The sequence below is a fragment of the Acinetobacter sp. 1566109 genome (genome assembly GCF_000582255.1).
GTDB classification, from domain to species: domain Bacteria; phylum Pseudomonadota; class Gammaproteobacteria; order Pseudomonadales; family Moraxellaceae; genus Acinetobacter; species Acinetobacter nosocomialis.
The window spans coordinates 104,572-120,958 of the sequence record NZ_JEYB01000002.1 but is presented as its reverse complement, the minus strand read 5'-3'; the positions used below and the strand labels follow the sequence as shown (position 1 = coordinate 120,958).

Below are 16,387 nucleotides of genomic sequence, written 5' to 3'. Positions count from 1 at the left end.
CAAGATAGACAACAGGATAAAGGCTATCTAAGGCTCTATTTTGCCACTCAGTCACTTGCTCAATCACAGCATCGGTAACTTTGCTGATGAGAGATGCTGACACATCGGCATCGTACATTTCTTTGAAGAAGGCTACAATTTCCCTATTAGTCATTCCTTTTGCATACAGTGAGAGGATTTGGTCATCCATACTGGTGATGCGTGTTTGGTGCTTTTTGATAATTTGTGGCTCAAATGAACCTTCTCGATCACGGGGAATATCTAAAGCCAGTTGTCCATCTTGAGTTGTAATGGTTTTAGAACTAAACCCATTACGGCTATTTGAGCCTTTCTTGGGCTGATGCTTTTCATAACCGAGATGGTCTGAAAGTTCAGTATTGAGTGCAGTTTCAATCATGAATTTTTTAAAGACTGCTGTCATTTGGTTTAAGTCTTCTGGTGTTTTTAGACCTTTAGCCAATTCGGCAGCCATACTTTTGATTGTTGCTTCATCCATGTGAAGTACCTTTTGTAATTATCCTCTGAAGGATAAATGAAAATTAAGTACTTACACAAAATTTAGAACAGTCCCTTAGTCAATATTTTTACTTAAAGTTTCTACCTGCTCATCTTGGGCCAGATAAGCCAATTCAATTGGTGAAATCACAAAAGTCGAATTATCTGAGGTTTGTTTAAAAACAAATCCATATTCAAATGATTGTGTATTCTTACTTGGTAACCAGAATAAATAAGGGCAACCCGTATAGCTACCATCCCAACCCATTTCTTTAGCTAAAGCCAAAGCTGTATCGGATTTAGCAATAATTTCTTTCAGTGATTCTTTGTCTCTTTGGGAGACATCACCATCATCATCGGCAAATGTTTGTAAAAACTCATTTAATGGGGTTAAGTCTTCCCAGTTATTTTCAATTGTTGAAAAGTGATATCCATATAGCGTCATATTTAGTCTTCCATTTTGTTATTGTGCTATTGAACATAGCAAGAAATGTGTGAAAAGGAAATGGTTGGTTTTACATTAAGTTGTTTATTTTTCATAAGTTATAATATGTTTTTTATACAAAATTTAACGTTACTTTCTCTTGAGTAATAAGTGGTTTAATAAGTAAAAATATAAAGAATCAGCTTTTAAGGTAATAGAAGACTTCTTAGTTAAAGATAAGAGCTTTTTGTAAGAATACTAGACTGTTGGTGAATACTGAATTTGTCACAATTCACTTATAATGAAAAGGAAAGTAAATAGAGCTTATTTATGTTTATAACAACAACTCGCCCCAATGATGTCTTAATTGAACAGCTACTACCAATATTGGAAGAGGCTAGTCAGATCTTATTACAAGAATATCAGAATTATTCAGCTGGATATGAGTTTAATATTCAAGAAAAACATGATGATTCACCTGTAACCCAAGCAGATTTAAAAGTAAATCAATTTTTATTAAAACATCTTGCAGAAATCACACCGGAGTTACCAGTTTTATCCGAAGAAAGCGACTATAGCGCTCGCCACGATTGGTCTTCTTGTTGGATGCTAGATCCTCTTGATGGTACGAAAGAGTTTATACATGAACGAGATGAGTTCACGATAAATTTGAGTTTGATTGAGGGGCGTGAAACTGTATTTTCTGTAATTGTTGTACCGTGTGAACAAGTTGTTTATTTAGGTTATTTAAACCATTTGCCTTTTAAATATAACTTTAGTCAACAACAATGGTACCAATATCAAAAAGAATCTTATTCGACACAAGCGCCTGTACAAATTGGCTTAAGTCATAGTAGTAAAAACCCGAAGTATCAGAAGTTTATTGAGCCAATTGAAAAGAGCCGTACCGTAATTCGACGTGAAGCGGGAAGTGCTTATAAATTTTGCATGATGTTAGAAGGCGAGATTGATATTTACCCTAGATTTCACCCTACATCTGAATGGGATACTAGCTCAGGTCAGGGATTATTAGAAAGTATAGGTGGAGGATTGCTCACACTAAAAGGTAAACCATTTGAATATAACCAACGTGATACTGTATTAAACGGGGGCTTTATCGCATTTCGTGATCAGGAAAGCAAAAAAATAGCATTTGAAGCTTTGGCTCAATCGGGTGTTTTGGATTGAGAGTTATTGCAGACATGCTATAGTGGCAAAATATTGAGAAAAGATGACACGATAAAAATGGCACTCGATTTATTGCCTAAAAGCATGTTTGAAGCAATTGATTTATTGCCTGATGCTTCAACTCCTGTAACCCTTTTTACACGTCACTCCTTAAGAGAGCTGGTAGATGGGCAAGGCTTGGCAGGATATGACCTTCAACTTACACCTCAAGGACGTGAGCTTGCACAGGAATGGGGTAGCTATTTAATTAAAAATACGGATCGTGTGATTCAACATTGTATATCTAGTCCAATTCAACGTTGTGTAGATACTGCTGCACTTATGATTGAAGGTGCAGATGGGGTAAGCCCTGAGCCGAATACACATACAATTGAAATTGTTGAACAAGGCTTACTGGTAGAACCAGGGAGCTTTGTACTCGATATTCAACAGGCTGCACCATATTTTCGTAAACAAGGTGCTTTAGGCTTTATTAATAGTTTTGTGAACAATGCATTACCTGGTATGAAACATCCCATTACTGGGGTTTTAGATGTGTTGGAACTTATTTATCAGACTCATCCTAAAACAAAAAGTGGGCTGAGTTTAGCTGTTAGTCATGACACAATTATTGCTGCCATAGTTGCTGTAATTTCAGGCAACAATCAAATACAAAAAGCAGATTGGCCAGAAATGATGGAAGGCCTGTTTGTGTGGTTTGAAGGGGATGAATTTCCAAATTGTAAATTGAAATGGATTTGGCGAGGCGAAGCTTACGAGTTAGATGTCTCTAAATTTCATAAAGTAGAGTAATTATAAAATTATAGGTAATAAAAAAAGCCCTGTTGGGCTTTTTTTACATGCTTCAATTAGTTAGCTAAAGCTTTAACTTGAGCATTTAAACGGCTCTTATGACGAGCAGCTTTATTTTTGTGGATGATGCCTTTATCAGCCATGCGGTCGATTACAGGAACAGCTTTTTTGTAAGCTTCTGTAGCAACAGCATAATCACCACCAGCGATTGCACTTAAAGTACGTTTGATGTAAGTACGAACCATAGAACGCAAGCTTGCGTTGTGTTTACGCGCTTTAACGTTTTGGCGCGCACGTTTTTTAGCTTGAGCAGAGTTTGCCACTCTTGCACTCCTTGAAAATAAGTTGGTCTGGGCGGGCTGTGGTCAATCCAGTAAACTGGTGTAACCATCACCAGCCCGTAAACAAGTGCCATATTGTGATGAATCAATACCGTGAAGTCAAGCCTTGAGAGCATTTTAAGCCGTTTTAGGGGCTGCTAAAACCGTAAGAAAAGGTTAAATTTGATACAAACTTAAAGAAGGTTGGATAAAAAATGACTATAAGCACGAAAAAAGCAATTGTAGTAGGTGCTACAGGACTCGTTGGATTAGCTCTAGTTGAAGAGCTTGAACAAACACCGGAATTTGAAGCGATTACAGTTGTTGTTAGAAAAGAATCACAACTACTTAATACATATAAAAAAGTTACTCAGTTAGTAATTGAAGATTTTTTATTGCTCAACGATGAAGACGTAAATGATCATACTCACGCATTTAGCTGTTTAGGTACAACTTTAAAAATAGCAGGTTCAAAACAAGGCTTTTATGCGGTGGATTATGAGATAAATGCTCATTTTGCAGACTTGATCCAAGATAAGCATATCCATTTTTTAATTGTAAGTGCACTTGGGGCAAATGCTAATTCACCAATTTTCTACAATAAGGTTAAAGGACAATTAGAAGACTATATTCAGAGTTTAGGCATCGAAAAATTATCTATTTTCAGGCCATCTCTATTGATTGGTAAGCGTAGCGATGTGCGTTTTATGGAAGATTTAGGACAAAGTCTTTTTAAATTCATTGAAAGTAAATGGAATAAACCATTCAAATATAAACCTGTTACCGCAGAGCAATTGGCTCATACCATGGTTGTAGCGGCGCTAACGCAAATTGAAGCATTTAAACGATATGATAATCTCAGCATACAACAAACTCGATAGGGAGAATAAAAGTGTCAACAGTACCATTTGTGACATGTGATTTATTGGATGATAACCTGGAAAAAGATTTACAAGTGGTCACGCCCTCAATGGACGGTAAGTTCTTTAAAAGTTACGGTGCACGTCAAACTTTTGGTGGACAAGTTGTGACTGTAAAGTGTTTTGAAGATAACTCGCGTGTAAAAGAATTATTGGCTACAGATGGTACAGGGAAGGTATTAGTTGTAGATGGTGGTGCTTCAATGCGCTGCGCACTTATGGGAGATATGATTGCTGAATCAGCAGTTAAAAATAACTGGAATGGTGTGGTTATTTATGGCTGTGTACGTGATGTTGATGCACTTGCAACTTTGGATTTAGGTGTACATGCATTGGCTGCAATTCCGCAAAAAAGTAACCGTAAGGGCATTGGTGAAGTAGATATTCCTTTGTATTTTGGTGGAGTCACAATTCAATCTGGCGATTTTATTTATGCAGATAACAATGGAATTGTGATTGCTAAGGAAAAATTAGTTTAGCTCCACAATATAAAGGAACGTGTAATGGTGAATCATCAAATTAAAGTGCTGCAAGCAGTAGCATCTGCAATTGCTCAAGGTGGTAGAGGGGTTACAGGTACAGCATTTCCTAATCAGCCTGTTAAAGCTCTAAAACTTTATGAGTTTGAAGGTTCACCATTTTGTCGGCGTGTTCGTGAAGTGATTACACTTTTAAATTTGGATGTGGAAATTTACCCATGTCCCAAAGGGGGAACAAGATATCGTTCAGTTGTAAAAGAAATAGGCGGTAAATTGCAGTTTCCATTTTTAATTGATGAAAATACAGGCGATAAACTATACGAATCACAAGATATTATTCATCACTTATTCAAACATTATGGTAAGACAGGGCAAACGCCTCAGAAATTTTCAAATTATCCTGAAAAACCATATGTTGCATTTGCTGGAACCTTATTAAATGGTGCTCGTGGAGTCTGGATTGATAAAAAAATAGTAAATCGGGCCGCACCTGAACATAAACTTGAATTATGGAGTTTTGAAGCAAGCCCATATTCAAGAGTAGTAAGAAATGTACTATGCGAACTTGAAATTCCTTATATTTTGCATAATGTGGCTAAAGAAAGGTGGCAAGATATGGGGCCTGCTATTCTTCGCTTAAAACCGGGAAAATATGTACCCTTAAAGGGTGGTAAACGAGAAAAATTGTTGCAGATTATGCAAGGAAAAATGCAAGTGCCTTATTTAGTTGATCCAAATACAGGCGTTAAAATGTTTGAATCTTCCCAAATTGTAAAGTACCTAAAAAAACAATATGGTAGCTAAATATAAATTAGAAAAATTACAAGAGATTGGGATCGTTCAATCTCTTTTTTAATAGTTGAGAACCATAAGAAATCGTACGATAAAAACATGAATATGCTAAATTACTACCGTAAATTACCAAAATAAGGCCTGTTTTATGGAATGTATGAGAATTCAGCCTGTAACGAGTCATCCTGGAGAAAATGCATTATTTATTGTATTAGGATTAGCTCAAGGTGATTCTGTTGTAGAAAAAGTAAAAGATTTTGCAGCTAATTTTTCAGCGTTAACCAGAAGTTTGTCTAATCGTTATCCAGAAAGTAAATTTAATGCCACGTTCGGTTTTAGCTCAAATGCTTGGGATATCTTATTTCCAGAACAATCAAAGCCTCAAGAATTAGAAACATTTCAAGAAATCAAAGGTCCAAAGTACACGGCCGTTTCAACACCAGGTGATTTATTCTTTCATATTCGTGCTGATCGACAAGCTCTCTGCTATGAATTGGGAAGTATTATCAATGAACAGTTGGGTAAAGTGACTTATCCAATTGATGAAGTACATGGTTTTCGTTATTTCGATGGTCGTGCAATTATTGGCTTTGTAGATGGAACAGAAAATCCTGAACCTGTAATTGCAGCGCAGTGGGCTCTAGTGGGTAGTGAAGATCCCGAATTTATTGGGGGAAGTTATGCATTTATTCAAAAATATACCCATGATATGGGAAAATGGCGTGCTTTAAGTGATGAAGAACAAGAAAAAGTAATTGGTCGTAAGAAGTTTAATGATATTGAACTCGGTGATGATGAAAAGCCTTTAACAGCTCATAATGTGGTAAGTAAAGCGCATGATGCGGAAGGTAATGAGCTAAAAATTATGCGTGCCAATATGCCTTTTTCTAACCCTTCAAAAAATGAATATGGGACTTTCTTTATTGGATACTCGCGTAAATTTAGTACAACCCGTCAAATGCTTGAAAATATGTTCTTAGGAAATGAGCAAGGTCATCTTGACCGCTTACTTGACTTTAGTACTGCCCAAACAGGTACTTTATTTTTCGTACCGACAGTAGATTTTCTAGATGACTTGGGTGACGAGTAGGCATTAAAAAAATAAACTTAGATGGTAGAGGTGAGTAGATTACCTCTACTATATAAATTGAAACTAATAAGATGTGATGAAATGTTTAAAAAGTTAAGCCAGCTTTTTCAAGGCTCGAAAGAGTCACCAGAGCAATTATATTTACAGGAGAATCAGCTCAGTTTTGATTCAGAGCGTGGTCCGGTTATTAAAGATGTCGTGATTAATGAAAAGTGGTCAGAGCACCTTGAATATTTTTCAAATCGTAAATTACAGAACTTTGATGATTTACGTAAGTTATTCCAAATCACACCACAAATTAATGAAAAAATTGATTTAGAAATTGCAAATCAACGCTATGTCGAAAGGTTAGGTAATACTCAAGAAAAGTTGCTTGAACTTAAAGCAATCATACAAATATTGAACCAATATTATGTGATGTTTCTACGTGATAAATAAGTTCAAACATTTGTTTAAGAACTATAAAAAAGTATCGTAAAGTAGTAGCTTGATTTCAGAAAAATAACTCAATTCAATAAAAACATCATGCTACTATTAACCTCATACCTTTTTAGCTCATAAAAGCCATATACATGTTTCAACAAGAAATCTCTCAATTGAATTTGCAACAACTCAAGGCCGGTGAAAAGCGTTGGGTGGGGTCATTATTAGGTTCATCAGCAGCTTTATTGCTTAAAGAAATTGCGAATCAGCATTCTTCTTTATTGGTATTAGTTGCTAGAAACAACCAACATGTTGCTCAATTAGAAAGTGAACTTGAATTTTATGGAGTAAAGCCGACAATTTTTCCCGATTGGGAAATTTTGCCTTATGATCGGTTATCTCCGCATCAGGATATTGTCTCGGAACGTCTTGCGATTTTATCGAATATGCCGCAGCAAGGCGTATTACTCATTTCAGCAAGTACTTTGGCTCAACGGGTTGCGCCTTACTCATGGGTTTTGGGTAAGCACTTTGATATAAGAGTGGGGCAAAAATTTGATTTAGAACAGCAAAAACTAAGATTGGTTCAGGCTGGCTACCATTTAGTAGATACAGTTTATGATCATGGAGAATTTGCTGTACGCGGCAGTATTATGGATATTTTTGGATCTGGGCAAGAAGCTCCTATCCGCATAGACCTATTTGATGACGAAATTGATTCGTTAAAATTCTTTGACCCTGAAACCCAGAGAACAACCACAACGTTAAAAAGTTTTACTGTTCTACCCGCTAAAGAGTTTCCATTAAAAAAAGGACGGTCAGTTTTTAGAGATCGTTATTCTGAGTTTTTCCCGACAGCAAATCCTAAGAAAAATCCAATTTATCAAGATGTTTTAGATGGCATAGCATCTCCTGGAATTGAATTTTATTTACCGTTATTTTTTAATAAAGAACAGATGCAATCGCAAAGTATGTTTACAACGTACTTGCCAAAGAATTGCATTGTAATTACAACTAATGATGTTGATACCGATTTAACTAGCTTCTGGAAAGAAGTTATGCGTCGTTATGAAGATCGACGTCATAATATTGATCAACCTATTCTTGCTCCTGAAGAGTTATTTATTTCTCCAAATAATTTGCTGAGTGCTTTAAATCAGTTTCCGCGTATGCTTGTAAGTGCAGAAACTATTGAAGAAAAAGCTGGTGCACTTAACCTTAAAACTGAGCAACCCCCTAAATTACCGGTCGATCCAAAAAAAGAGAAACCATTTGCAGCTGTAAAAAAATATATTGATGAAGCAAACCATCCTGTTCTATTGGTTGCAGAAAGTGCAGGGCGCCGAGAAAGTTTAAAAGATGCATTGCGTTCAAGTTTGGGTGAAATTCCGAATGTAGAGAATTTTGAGCAATTCAAAACCAGTCAATTTGCAATTGCGATTACCAATGCACCTTTAGACCGTGGCTTACTTATAACTGATCAATTAACAGTTATTTCAGAAAATCAGCTTTATGAACACCGAGTTGTACAGCGTCGTCGTAAGCGTCAACAAGAAGTTTCTGAAGAGTTTCTAATTCGAAGCTTAACTGAGCTAAGTATTGGTGCTCCTGTCGTACATATTGATCATGGTGTGGGACGTTATGCTGGCTTAATTACACTTGCTATCGAAGGTCAAGACTATGAGTTCTTGCAACTAGATTATGCTGAAGATGCCAAAGTTTATGTCCCAGTAACGAACTTACATCTGATTAGCCGTTATAGTGGCGGCGACCCAGATTTAGCACCGTTACATAAAATTGGTACTGATGCTTGGAGTAAAGCAAAACGTAAAGCATTAGAGCAAATTCATGATGTTGCAGCCGAGCTTTTGCATATTCAGGCACGTCGTCAGTCAAAACCTGGTTTTGCTTTTGAATTGGATCAGTCGCTTTATATGCAATTTGCAAGTGGCTTTGCGTATGAAGAAACACTTGATCAGGCCAATGCAATTGAAGCTACGTTGTATGATATGCAGCAAGCAAAACCAATGGATAGATTGGTATGTGGTGATGTAGGTTTTGGTAAAACCGAAGTGGCCATGCGAGCAGCATTTGTTGCAGTACAAAATGATAAACAAGTTGCAGTTTTAGTTCCTACCACGTTACTTGCCCAACAGCATTATGAGTCTTTTAAAGATCGTTTTGCTGATTGGCCTGTTCGTATTGAAGTGTTATCACGATTTGGTTCGAACAAAACTCATTTAAAAAATATTGAAGACTTGGCGGATGGTAAAGTCGATATTGTGGTAGGCACACACAAGTTATTACAAGAGAATGTTCAGTTTAAAGATCTAGGCTTAATGGTCGTGGATGAGGAACATCGCTTTGGCGTACGTGACAAAGAGCGAATTAAGGCTTTGCGTGCTGATGTTGATATGTTGACCCTTACGGCAACTCCAATTCCTCGTACGCTTAATATGGCTTTTTCGGGAATGCGTGATTTATCGATCATTGCCACTCCACCAGCACGTCGTTTAGCAGTAAAAACGTTTGTTCAAGAACATACAGATGCTTCAATCAAAGAGGCGATTTTGCGTGAGTTATTACGTGGTGGACAAGTTTACTTCTTACATAATGAAGTAGATACCATTGAGCGAGCGGCTGAAAATATTCGTATGCTTGTGCCAGAAGCACGCGTGGCGGTAGCACATGGACAAATGCGCGAACGTGAACTTGAGCAAGTTATGCAGCAGTTCTACCACAAAGAATATAATGTGCTGGTGTGTTCAACCATTATTGAAACGGGTATTGATGTTCCAAATGCCAATACAATTTTAATTGAACGTGCAGATAAGCTTGGTTTAGCACAATTGCACCAGTTGCGTGGACGTGTAGGTCGTTCACATCACCAAGCTTATGCTTACTTATTGGTGCCTTCAATCAAGCACTTGAAAGGTGATGCTGAAAAACGTCTTGATGCAATTCAACGAGCTTCTATATTAGGCGCAGGCTTTATGCTCGCTACGGAAGATTTAGAAATTCGTGGTGCTGGTGAATTGTTGGGTGAGCAACAAAGCGGTTCAATGCAGGCGATCGGATATAGCTTGTATATGGAAATGCTTGAGAAAGCGACTAAAGCAATTCAACAGGGTAAAACACCGAATTTCGATGCACCATTGTCGTTAACTGCAGAAATTAACTTACATATTCCAGCACTTATTCCGGATGATTACTTAGGTGATGTTCATCAACGTTTATTATTCTATAAACGTATTAGTAATACAGATACTCAAGAAAAACTGGATAATATTCGCATGGAGCTTATTGACCGTTTTGGTGTTCCACCGCAATCAGTTAAACACTTGTTTAGCGTGCATCAGATCCGCTTAAAAGCGGAGCATTTGGGTATTACAAAAATTGATATTAATACTCAAGGCGGCAACATTGAATTTTCACCAGATACTCCAGTTCAGGCGATTAGTATTATTCAACTCATGCAAAAGAACCCGACCTATTATCGTATGGAAGGTGGACAGCGCTTGAAAGTGATGGTGCAGCTTGAAGACTATGAAAAACGAATTCAATTTATCAATGATTTACTACAAAAATTGATGAGTGAATTACATGCCTGAGTCCAGTTTTTTGAATAAGCCATAACTGATCAGGGCATTTGTCTTGTTGTGATTGGATTTTATGTACTTTTTTATACCTTGAGATATGAATAAGTGCATAAAATCATTGTTATTTGTAAGTAAACGGACTACTAATAATATTCACATCAAAACTGATGTGATAGTATTAGCCATTATTGTTTATTGTCATTTATAAAAGATATGTTTAGTTTGCATCCACAACTTGCTCAAGATACTTTTTTTGTAGGCGATTTCCCGCTTTCAACATGTCGTTTAATGAATGATATGCAATTTCCTTGGTTGATTTTAGTACCTCGTGTACCAGGAATCACGGAATTATACGAATTAAGTCAAGCTGACCAAGAACAGTTTTTACGTGAATCAAGCTGGTTATCTAGCCAGTTATCTCGCGTTTTTCGTGCTGACAAAATGAATGTTGCAGCTTTAGGTAATATGGTACCTCAATTACATTTCCACCATGTTGTCCGCTATCAAAATGACGTAGCTTGGCCTAAACCAGTGTGGGGTACACCAGCTGTACCATACACAAGTGATGTTTTAGCTCACATGCGTCAGACCCTTATGCTTGCTTTACGTGGTCAGGGTGATATGCCTTTTGATTGGCGCATGGATTAAATCAATGTCATGCCACATGTGAGTGTGGCTACATTGAAATGTGGAGGATAGGGTGCAATTAGAGAGGTTTATAGATCGGGAACCTAAGCAGTTTGCATATTTTCATCGTTTGATGGGGTATTCAATTCTGTCATTGATTTTAGTGATCTATGCCTTTACCTCACCAAATACTAATTATCAAATCTATATTCCTCCTTTCTTTCTTTTTTTACTTTTTGTTAGTTCTAAATTAGAGCACTGGTTACAGTACCAATTTGATAAGAAAACCCAAAAAAGTGTTTTCTTTGCGATAGATGCAATTGTGGTGGCGGTTACTCTAGCAGGCGTACATCTCAATCTTGTTCCTACATTTATTGCGCTTTTTGCATTATTTTACTCAGCAATTAATAGTCGTATTTCGTTTGCAGTGATTTGTTTAACGAGTCTGCTTGGTGCGATTATTTTTTATTTAAGTACTTTTTTTCTATTTGGTTTTCATCCATATTTTGAAGCCACAAGCCAAGAATTAACGGTAATTACCTTACTTGGTTTAGTGATGTTCATCACTATTGGAAATTACTACCAACATCGCTGGGTTAAAAAAATTAGTCAGCAACGCCAGCATTATTATGACCAAATGACGCGTTATATCGCTTTTGCTAATCAGTTAAGCCGCTATGCTCCATTACAATTATGGCAGTCGATTATGCGTGGAGAGGCTGAAGCAAAAATTGAATATAAACGTAAAAAAATGACCGTATTCTTTTCTGATATTCAAGGTTTTACTGAATTGTCAGAAACCTTAATTCCAGATGACTTGGCCTTCTTGCTTAATGACTATTTAAGTCATATGACTGAAATTGCGAAGCAATATGAGGCGACTGTCGATAAATTTATGGGAGATGCAATCCTCATCTTTTTTGGAGATCCAAATTCACAAGGTGTTGAACAAGATGCCAAATCTTGTGTAGAAATGGCAATTGCTATGCGTCAGCAAATGAAGTTGCTGCGCGAGCGTTGGAAGAAAATGGGATATTCAGCCTTACATATCCGTATGGGTATTAGTACGGGTTATTGCCACGTTGGGAACTATGGGGCAACACATCGTATGGCTTATACAATTGTAGGTCGTGATGTAAATTTGGCGGCGCGTTTACAGTATGCTGCTGAAATTGATGAAATACTCATTTCTGATGATACTTATCAACTCATTAAAAGTGATTTTCTATGTGCACCGAAAACCCCAATCTATTTAAAGGGAATTCAAGGTGCAGTAAAAACATGGCAAGTCATGGAAAAATACACAGGAAATAAATCAGATCATCAACAATGGTTTGATTATGAATATAAAGGTTTCCATTTAGTCTTGAATTTAGAAGAAGTACAGAACTACGAATACCCTGAGTTGGTTGAAGTGCTTGAAAAGATGATTCAACGTATTAAAGTTCAACAAACTTTAATTAATACTCAAGGTGTTGCTCAGCTTAGACTTGAGGATGAAGTTAAGCCAATAAATATTGATCAAGAGCAAGATCAGGTATAAATCATATAAATAAAAAAAGCTGCTTAAGCAGCTTTTTTTAACATTATATTTTAATGATTTTCTGAAGCATGATTAATTGTGTATTTCGGAATCTCAATTTCAAGATCTTCGTCTACAATTTTAACCTGACATGAAAGACGAGAGTCAGGTTCTAATCCCCAAGCACGATCTAAAAGATCGGCTTCAACATCGTTCATCTCTTCTAAGCTATCAAAACCTTTGCGGACAATCACGTGGCAAGTTGTACATGCACAAGACATATCACAAGCATGTTCAATTTTGATACCTTTATTGAGCAAACTTTGGCAAAGATTTGCATTTTGTTCAACCTCAAATTCTGCACCTTCAGGGCAAATCTGAGCATGAGGAAGTACTTTAATACGTGGCATATTGATCACCTATACCTTTTAGTTTGATTTTGACCAATCGTCGAGCTTTGTGCCTTTTAAGGCATGGTCAATATGTCGGTTCATTCGTAATGCTGCAAAAGCGTCACTATGTACTTTAAGCTGTTGAACAGCATGTTCAATTGCTTGAATATCACTACCTTCGAGCTGAACTTTTAATGACTCTTTTGAAGAATTGAGTTCCGCAAGTTGCTTTTTATCAAGTAAATCAGCATCTACTTTTAAGGCTTGCTCTAGAGCTTCAAGTTCACGCTCTGCTTCAACTTTGGTTTCTTTTAAGTGGCGAAGATTTTTGTCTTCTTCGGCATGTTGGAAACCTTCAATTAATAAGCGTTCTGTATCTGCCTCAGATAAACCATACGATGGTTTGATATCGATATGAGCTTGTACACCAGAAGTTGCTTCACGAGCAGAAACAGTAAGTAAGCCATCAGCATCAACTTGGAAAGTGACTTCAATACGGGCTTGACCGGCAGTCATTGGCGGAATACCATGGAGTACAAATCTACCTAATGAGCGGCAATGTTCAACTAAATCACGTTCACCTTGAACCACATGAATTAACATGGCAGTTTGGCCATCTTGATAAGTTGTGAACTCTTGACGACGTGCAACAGGAATAGCTGTATTACGAGAGATCAGGCGCTCAACGAGTCCTCCCATTGTTTCTAAACCAAGAGAAAGAGGAGTGACATCTAGAAGAAGTGAGCCATCTTGGCTATTACCAATTAACTGGTTTGCTGTAATTGAAGCACCGATTGCTACAACTTCATCTGGGTTAATTGTGCAAAGAGGTTCTTGATCAAAAACTTCACGTACAGCTTTTTGAACTGCATAAGAGCGGGTAGAGCCACCCACTAAAACTACATTTTGAATGTCAGTCAAATCAAGCTTTGCATCACGCAATACACGCTTACAAACACTGATGGTTTTATCTAAAGCAACTTGAATAATACTTTCAAATGTAGGTCGGTCTAGTGTAAGAGTTCTATCAAGCAGTTTTAATTCAACTGAATCTTGAGTAGATAATTGCTCTTTAGCTTGACGTGCTGCAACTATAAATACTGCATAGTCTTCATTACTTAATACATCAATATTAAGCTGCTTTTTTGCCCATTTCACAATGAGGCGGTCTAAGTCATCACCACCTAAAGCGGTATGGCCGCCGGTCGCTAAAACTTCAAATACGCCTTGTGAAAAACGTAAGATTGACACATCAAAAGTACCACCGCCCAAATCGTAAATTACATAATTACGGTCGGTCTCTAAATTACTTTCTTGATCTAATCCATAAGCTACTGCGGCAGCTGTAGGTTCATTTAATAAACGTAATACGTTTAAGCCTGCAAGTTGAGCTGCATCGCGAGTTGCTTGACGCTGAGCTTCGTCAAAATAAGCAGGAACTGTAATCACAGCACCATTAACAGGATTTTGTAAGCTGTCTTCAGCACGATCTTTTAATTGTTTTAAAATTTCGGCTGAAATTTCTACTGGTGTTTTGCGCCCGGCACGTGTTTCAAAAGCAGGCATTTCATTTTCTGAGCCTACTAATTCATAAGGATGCTGAAACTTAATGTCTGCTTTTGAGCGTCCCATAAATCTTTTAACAGATACAATCGTATTTTTGGGATCTGCAATGATAAATGGTTTAGCTTCTTCACCATAATGAGTTGTATTGTTCCCATAATGAACGATAGAAGGAAGTAATCTTCTATTTTGAACATCATTGAGTACTTTAGGTTTGCCTGATAACACTGTCGCAACTAATGAGTGTGTTGTTCCTAGGTCAATACCAATCGCAATGCGATGTTGGTGTGGGGCACTGGATTGACCCGGTTCAGCAATTTGCAAAAGTGCCATGAGTTAAATCCCTTGAAAATAAAGTAGAGAAAGCAAAATTAAAAATCATCGTCTAAATCAAAGCTGTCTTCTTCATCTAACAGTTGATCTTCTGCTTTATCAATATCGTTTAAAACACGTTGAAAGAAACGCAACTTACGTACGGTATCACGTGCTTCAGCCCAATCTTCTTCGTTGTAATCAATTTTGAATTCACGAACCAAGCCATCAATCCATTGTTGTACTTCCAATCTTAACGTACGTAAATGTTCAGGTGATGTCGCTTCATCAAGTTGTTCACGAAGTTCTAATGCAGATTGTAGAAATTCAAAATCACTAATAGATTGGTCAAGATGATGATCTTGCTTTTTAAGAGCTAAAAGGTAGGCAGCGCGGCTATCAACTTGTGAAAGCGTTTTAAAAGCTTGATTGATTTCACTTGATTTGATCAATGCTTGATCTTTATCTGCGGCTTTATCTGGATGATATTGTTGTTGCAAACTCAAGAAATTTGATTTTAAGCTTGCCAAATCGATATCGAGTGCCACAGGTAAATTGAACAACTCAAAATGATTCATTAGAAATGGGGTCCACGTTAATTAAATACATTAAAACAGTGCTGTTGAAAGACACTGTTTTAATGAGAAAAAGGAAAGGAGAGGATTAAACAGTGAAAGACTCACCACAACCACATTCACCCTTTTTATTAGGATTGTTAAATTCGAACCCTTCGTTAAGGCCATTTTTAACATAGTCCATTTCTAAGCCTTCTAAGTAAACTAAGCTTTTAGGATCTACAAAAACCTTAACACCGAATTGTTCGAAAACTTGATCATGTTCATCGATATCGTCTACAAATTCGAGAACATAAGCCAACCCAGAACAACCAGAAGTTTTCACACCAACGCGAATGCCTTCACCCTTACCTCGGTTTTTAAGGTAATTGCTAATATGAGTCGCAGCATTTTCAGTTAAATGAATCATGAAAACTCCAACGTTTATAATGGTAACAAATTAAGCTTTTGACTTTTTACTACGATAATCTTCAATCGCAGCTTTAATCGCGTCTTCAGCTAAAACAGAGCAGTGAACTTTTACTGGCGGAAGAGCTAACTCAGTCGCAATATCAATATTTTTGATTGCTTGAGCTTCATCAAGTGTTTTACCTTTTAACCATTCAGTTACAAGTGAACTTGATGCAATTGCAGAACCACAACCGTAAGTTTTAAAGCGTGCTTCTTCGATTACGCCACTGTCATTTACTTGAATCTGTAAACGCATCACGTCGCCACATGCAGGTGCACCCACCATGCCTGTACCCACATTTTCAGAGTTTTTATCTAAAACACCAACATTACGTGGATTTTCGTAATGATCAATTACCTTTTCGCTATAAGCCATTTTGCTTCTCCAAACCTCGGGGTCAGCCTAATATTAATATGAGGGTTA

The 16,387-nt window shown here is 37.1% G+C and carries 17 protein-coding genes and 1 pseudogene; 10 read left to right on the top strand and 8 right to left on the bottom strand.

The features are described 5' to 3' along the window. A pseudogene (locus J582_RS06850) lies at positions 1-496 on the bottom strand (IS256-like element ISAba26 family transposase); the annotation flags it as partial. A gap of 75 nt (positions 497-571) precedes the next feature. Then, positions 572-940 carry a hypothetical protein gene (locus J582_RS06845; protein ID WP_002049893.1) on the bottom strand — a complete coding sequence of 123 codons (369 nt, stop codon included), beginning with the start codon at positions 938-940 and terminating at the stop codon, positions 572-574. Between the two features lie 309 nt (positions 941-1,249). On the opposite strand from J582_RS06845, the gene J582_RS06840 reads away from it, so the two are divergent. Further along, positions 1,250-2,107, top strand: a complete 858-nt coding sequence (locus tag J582_RS06840; RefSeq protein ID WP_002049785.1) for a 3'(2'),5'-bisphosphate nucleotidase CysQ family protein — start codon at positions 1,250-1,252, stop codon at positions 2,105-2,107. 57 nt (positions 2,108-2,164) lie between these two features. After that, complete coding sequence (locus tag J582_RS06835) at positions 2,165-2,899, top strand: histidine phosphatase family protein (protein WP_004709064.1); 735 nt, start codon at positions 2,165-2,167, stop codon at positions 2,897-2,899. Between the two features lie 56 nt (positions 2,900-2,955). Here the strand turns inward: J582_RS06835 and rpsT are convergent, their stop codons facing one another. Continuing rightward, positions 2,956-3,222: a 30S ribosomal protein S20 gene (gene rpsT, locus J582_RS06830; RefSeq protein WP_000013652.1), complete on the bottom strand. Its 267-nt coding sequence runs from the start codon at positions 3,220-3,222 to the stop codon at positions 2,956-2,958. A gap of 212 nt (positions 3,223-3,434) precedes the next feature. Here rpsT and J582_RS06825 point away from each other — a divergent pair, with 212 nt between their 5' ends. The 8 genes from J582_RS06825 (at position 3,435) to J582_RS06790 (ending at position 12,692) form a co-directional block, all read left to right on the top strand. Further along, a complete protein-coding gene (locus J582_RS06825) occupies positions 3,435-4,100 on the top strand; it encodes an NAD(P)H-binding protein (protein ID WP_004709063.1) in 666 nt (221 codons plus the stop codon). Between the two features lie 11 nt (positions 4,101-4,111). Continuing rightward, positions 4,112-4,618, top strand: a complete 507-nt coding sequence (gene rraA / locus J582_RS06820; RefSeq protein WP_032047564.1) for a ribonuclease E activity regulator RraA — start codon at positions 4,112-4,114, stop codon at positions 4,616-4,618. A gap of 24 nt (positions 4,619-4,642) precedes the next feature. After that, complete coding sequence (locus J582_RS06815; protein WP_032047563.1) at positions 4,643-5,422, top strand: glutathione S-transferase N-terminal domain-containing protein; 780 nt, start codon at positions 4,643-4,645, stop codon at positions 5,420-5,422. A 145-nt stretch (positions 5,423-5,567) separates the two neighbouring features. Continuing rightward, positions 5,568-6,500 (top strand): Dyp-type peroxidase, encoded by a 933-nt coding sequence (locus tag J582_RS06810; RefSeq protein ID WP_080961333.1) that lies wholly within the window; start codon positions 5,568-5,570, stop codon positions 6,498-6,500. Between the two features lie 81 nt (positions 6,501-6,581). Then, positions 6,582-6,938, top strand: a complete 357-nt coding sequence (locus J582_RS06805; protein ID WP_004709057.1) for a hypothetical protein — start codon at positions 6,582-6,584, stop codon at positions 6,936-6,938. A gap of 134 nt (positions 6,939-7,072) precedes the next feature. Further along, positions 7,073-10,534: a transcription-repair coupling factor gene (gene mfd / locus J582_RS06800; protein ID WP_032047561.1), complete on the top strand. Its 3,462-nt coding sequence runs from the start codon at positions 7,073-7,075 to the stop codon at positions 10,532-10,534. Positions 10,535-10,735: 201 nt separating this feature from the next. Further along, positions 10,736-11,170: an HIT domain-containing protein gene (locus J582_RS06795; protein ID WP_000492048.1), complete on the top strand. Its 435-nt coding sequence runs from the start codon at positions 10,736-10,738 to the stop codon at positions 11,168-11,170. Positions 11,171-11,222: 52 nt separating this feature from the next. After that, positions 11,223-12,692 (top strand): adenylate/guanylate cyclase domain-containing protein, encoded by a 1,470-nt coding sequence (locus J582_RS06790; protein WP_002050106.1) that lies wholly within the window; start codon positions 11,223-11,225, stop codon positions 12,690-12,692. A gap of 50 nt (positions 12,693-12,742) precedes the next feature. On the opposite strand, the gene fdx is transcribed toward J582_RS06790, so the two are convergent. The 5 genes from fdx to iscU form a co-directional block, all read right to left on the bottom strand. Beyond that, positions 12,743-13,081, bottom strand: coding sequence for an ISC system 2Fe-2S type ferredoxin (fdx, locus tag J582_RS06785; RefSeq protein WP_002049779.1), 339 nt, complete (start codon positions 13,079-13,081; stop codon positions 12,743-12,745). Positions 13,082-13,099: 18 nt separating this feature from the next. Further along, positions 13,100-14,959 (bottom strand): Fe-S protein assembly chaperone HscA, encoded by a 1,860-nt coding sequence (gene hscA, locus J582_RS06780; RefSeq protein ID WP_032047560.1) that lies wholly within the window; start codon positions 14,957-14,959, stop codon positions 13,100-13,102. A 38-nt stretch (positions 14,960-14,997) separates the two neighbouring features. Continuing rightward, on the bottom strand, positions 14,998-15,516 hold the full coding sequence (hscB, locus tag J582_RS06775) for a Fe-S protein assembly co-chaperone HscB (protein ID WP_004709049.1): 519 nt from the start codon (positions 15,514-15,516) through the stop codon (positions 14,998-15,000). Positions 15,517-15,601: 85 nt separating this feature from the next. Beyond that, positions 15,602-15,922 carry an iron-sulfur cluster assembly protein IscA gene (gene iscA, locus J582_RS06770; RefSeq protein ID WP_002050042.1) on the bottom strand — a complete coding sequence of 107 codons (321 nt, stop codon included), beginning with the start codon at positions 15,920-15,922 and terminating at the stop codon, positions 15,602-15,604. A 30-nt stretch (positions 15,923-15,952) separates the two neighbouring features. Next, the gene (gene iscU, locus J582_RS06765; RefSeq protein WP_002049835.1) at positions 15,953-16,339 is read right to left on the bottom strand and encodes a Fe-S cluster assembly scaffold IscU; all 387 of its coding nucleotides are present in this window, start codon (positions 16,337-16,339) and stop codon (positions 15,953-15,955) included. Between the last annotated feature and the right edge of the window lie 48 nt (positions 16,340-16,387).

What these genes read in the sequence shown, in the direction of transcription:
- iscA (WP_002050042.1), bottom strand. Translation starts at nt 15,922, where the DNA reads ATGATTCATTTAACTGAAAATGCTGCGACTCATATTAGCAATTACCTT.
- J582_RS06845 (WP_002049893.1), bottom strand. Translation starts at nt 940, where the DNA reads ATGACGCTATATGGATATCACTTTTCAACAATTGAAAATAACTGGGAA.
- iscU (WP_002049835.1), bottom strand. Translation starts at nt 16,339, where the DNA reads ATGGCTTATAGCGAAAAGGTAATTGATCATTACGAAAATCCACGTAAT.
- J582_RS06810 (WP_080961333.1), top strand. Translation starts at nt 5,568, where the DNA reads ATGAGAATTCAGCCTGTAACGAGTCATCCTGGAGAAAATGCATTATTT.
- hscA (WP_032047560.1), bottom strand. Translation starts at nt 14,959, where the DNA reads ATGGCACTTTTGCAAATTGCTGAACCGGGTCAATCCAGTGCCCCACAC.
- hscB (WP_004709049.1), bottom strand. Translation starts at nt 15,516, where the DNA reads ATGAATCATTTTGAGTTGTTCAATTTACCTGTGGCACTCGATATCGAT.
- J582_RS06840 (WP_002049785.1), top strand. Translation starts at nt 1,250, where the DNA reads ATGTTTATAACAACAACTCGCCCCAATGATGTCTTAATTGAACAGCTA.
- J582_RS06825 (WP_004709063.1), top strand. Translation starts at nt 3,435, where the DNA reads ATGACTATAAGCACGAAAAAAGCAATTGTAGTAGGTGCTACAGGACTC.
- J582_RS06805 (WP_004709057.1), top strand. Translation starts at nt 6,582, where the DNA reads ATGTTTAAAAAGTTAAGCCAGCTTTTTCAAGGCTCGAAAGAGTCACCA.
- J582_RS06795 (WP_000492048.1), top strand. Translation starts at nt 10,736, where the DNA reads ATGTTTAGTTTGCATCCACAACTTGCTCAAGATACTTTTTTTGTAGGC.
- fdx (WP_002049779.1), bottom strand. Translation starts at nt 13,081, where the DNA reads ATGCCACGTATTAAAGTACTTCCTCATGCTCAGATTTGCCCTGAAGGT.
- J582_RS06815 (WP_032047563.1), top strand. Translation starts at nt 4,643, where the DNA reads ATGGTGAATCATCAAATTAAAGTGCTGCAAGCAGTAGCATCTGCAATT.
- J582_RS06835 (WP_004709064.1), top strand. Translation starts at nt 2,165, where the DNA reads ATGGCACTCGATTTATTGCCTAAAAGCATGTTTGAAGCAATTGATTTA.
- mfd (WP_032047561.1), top strand. Translation starts at nt 7,073, where the DNA reads ATGTTTCAACAAGAAATCTCTCAATTGAATTTGCAACAACTCAAGGCC.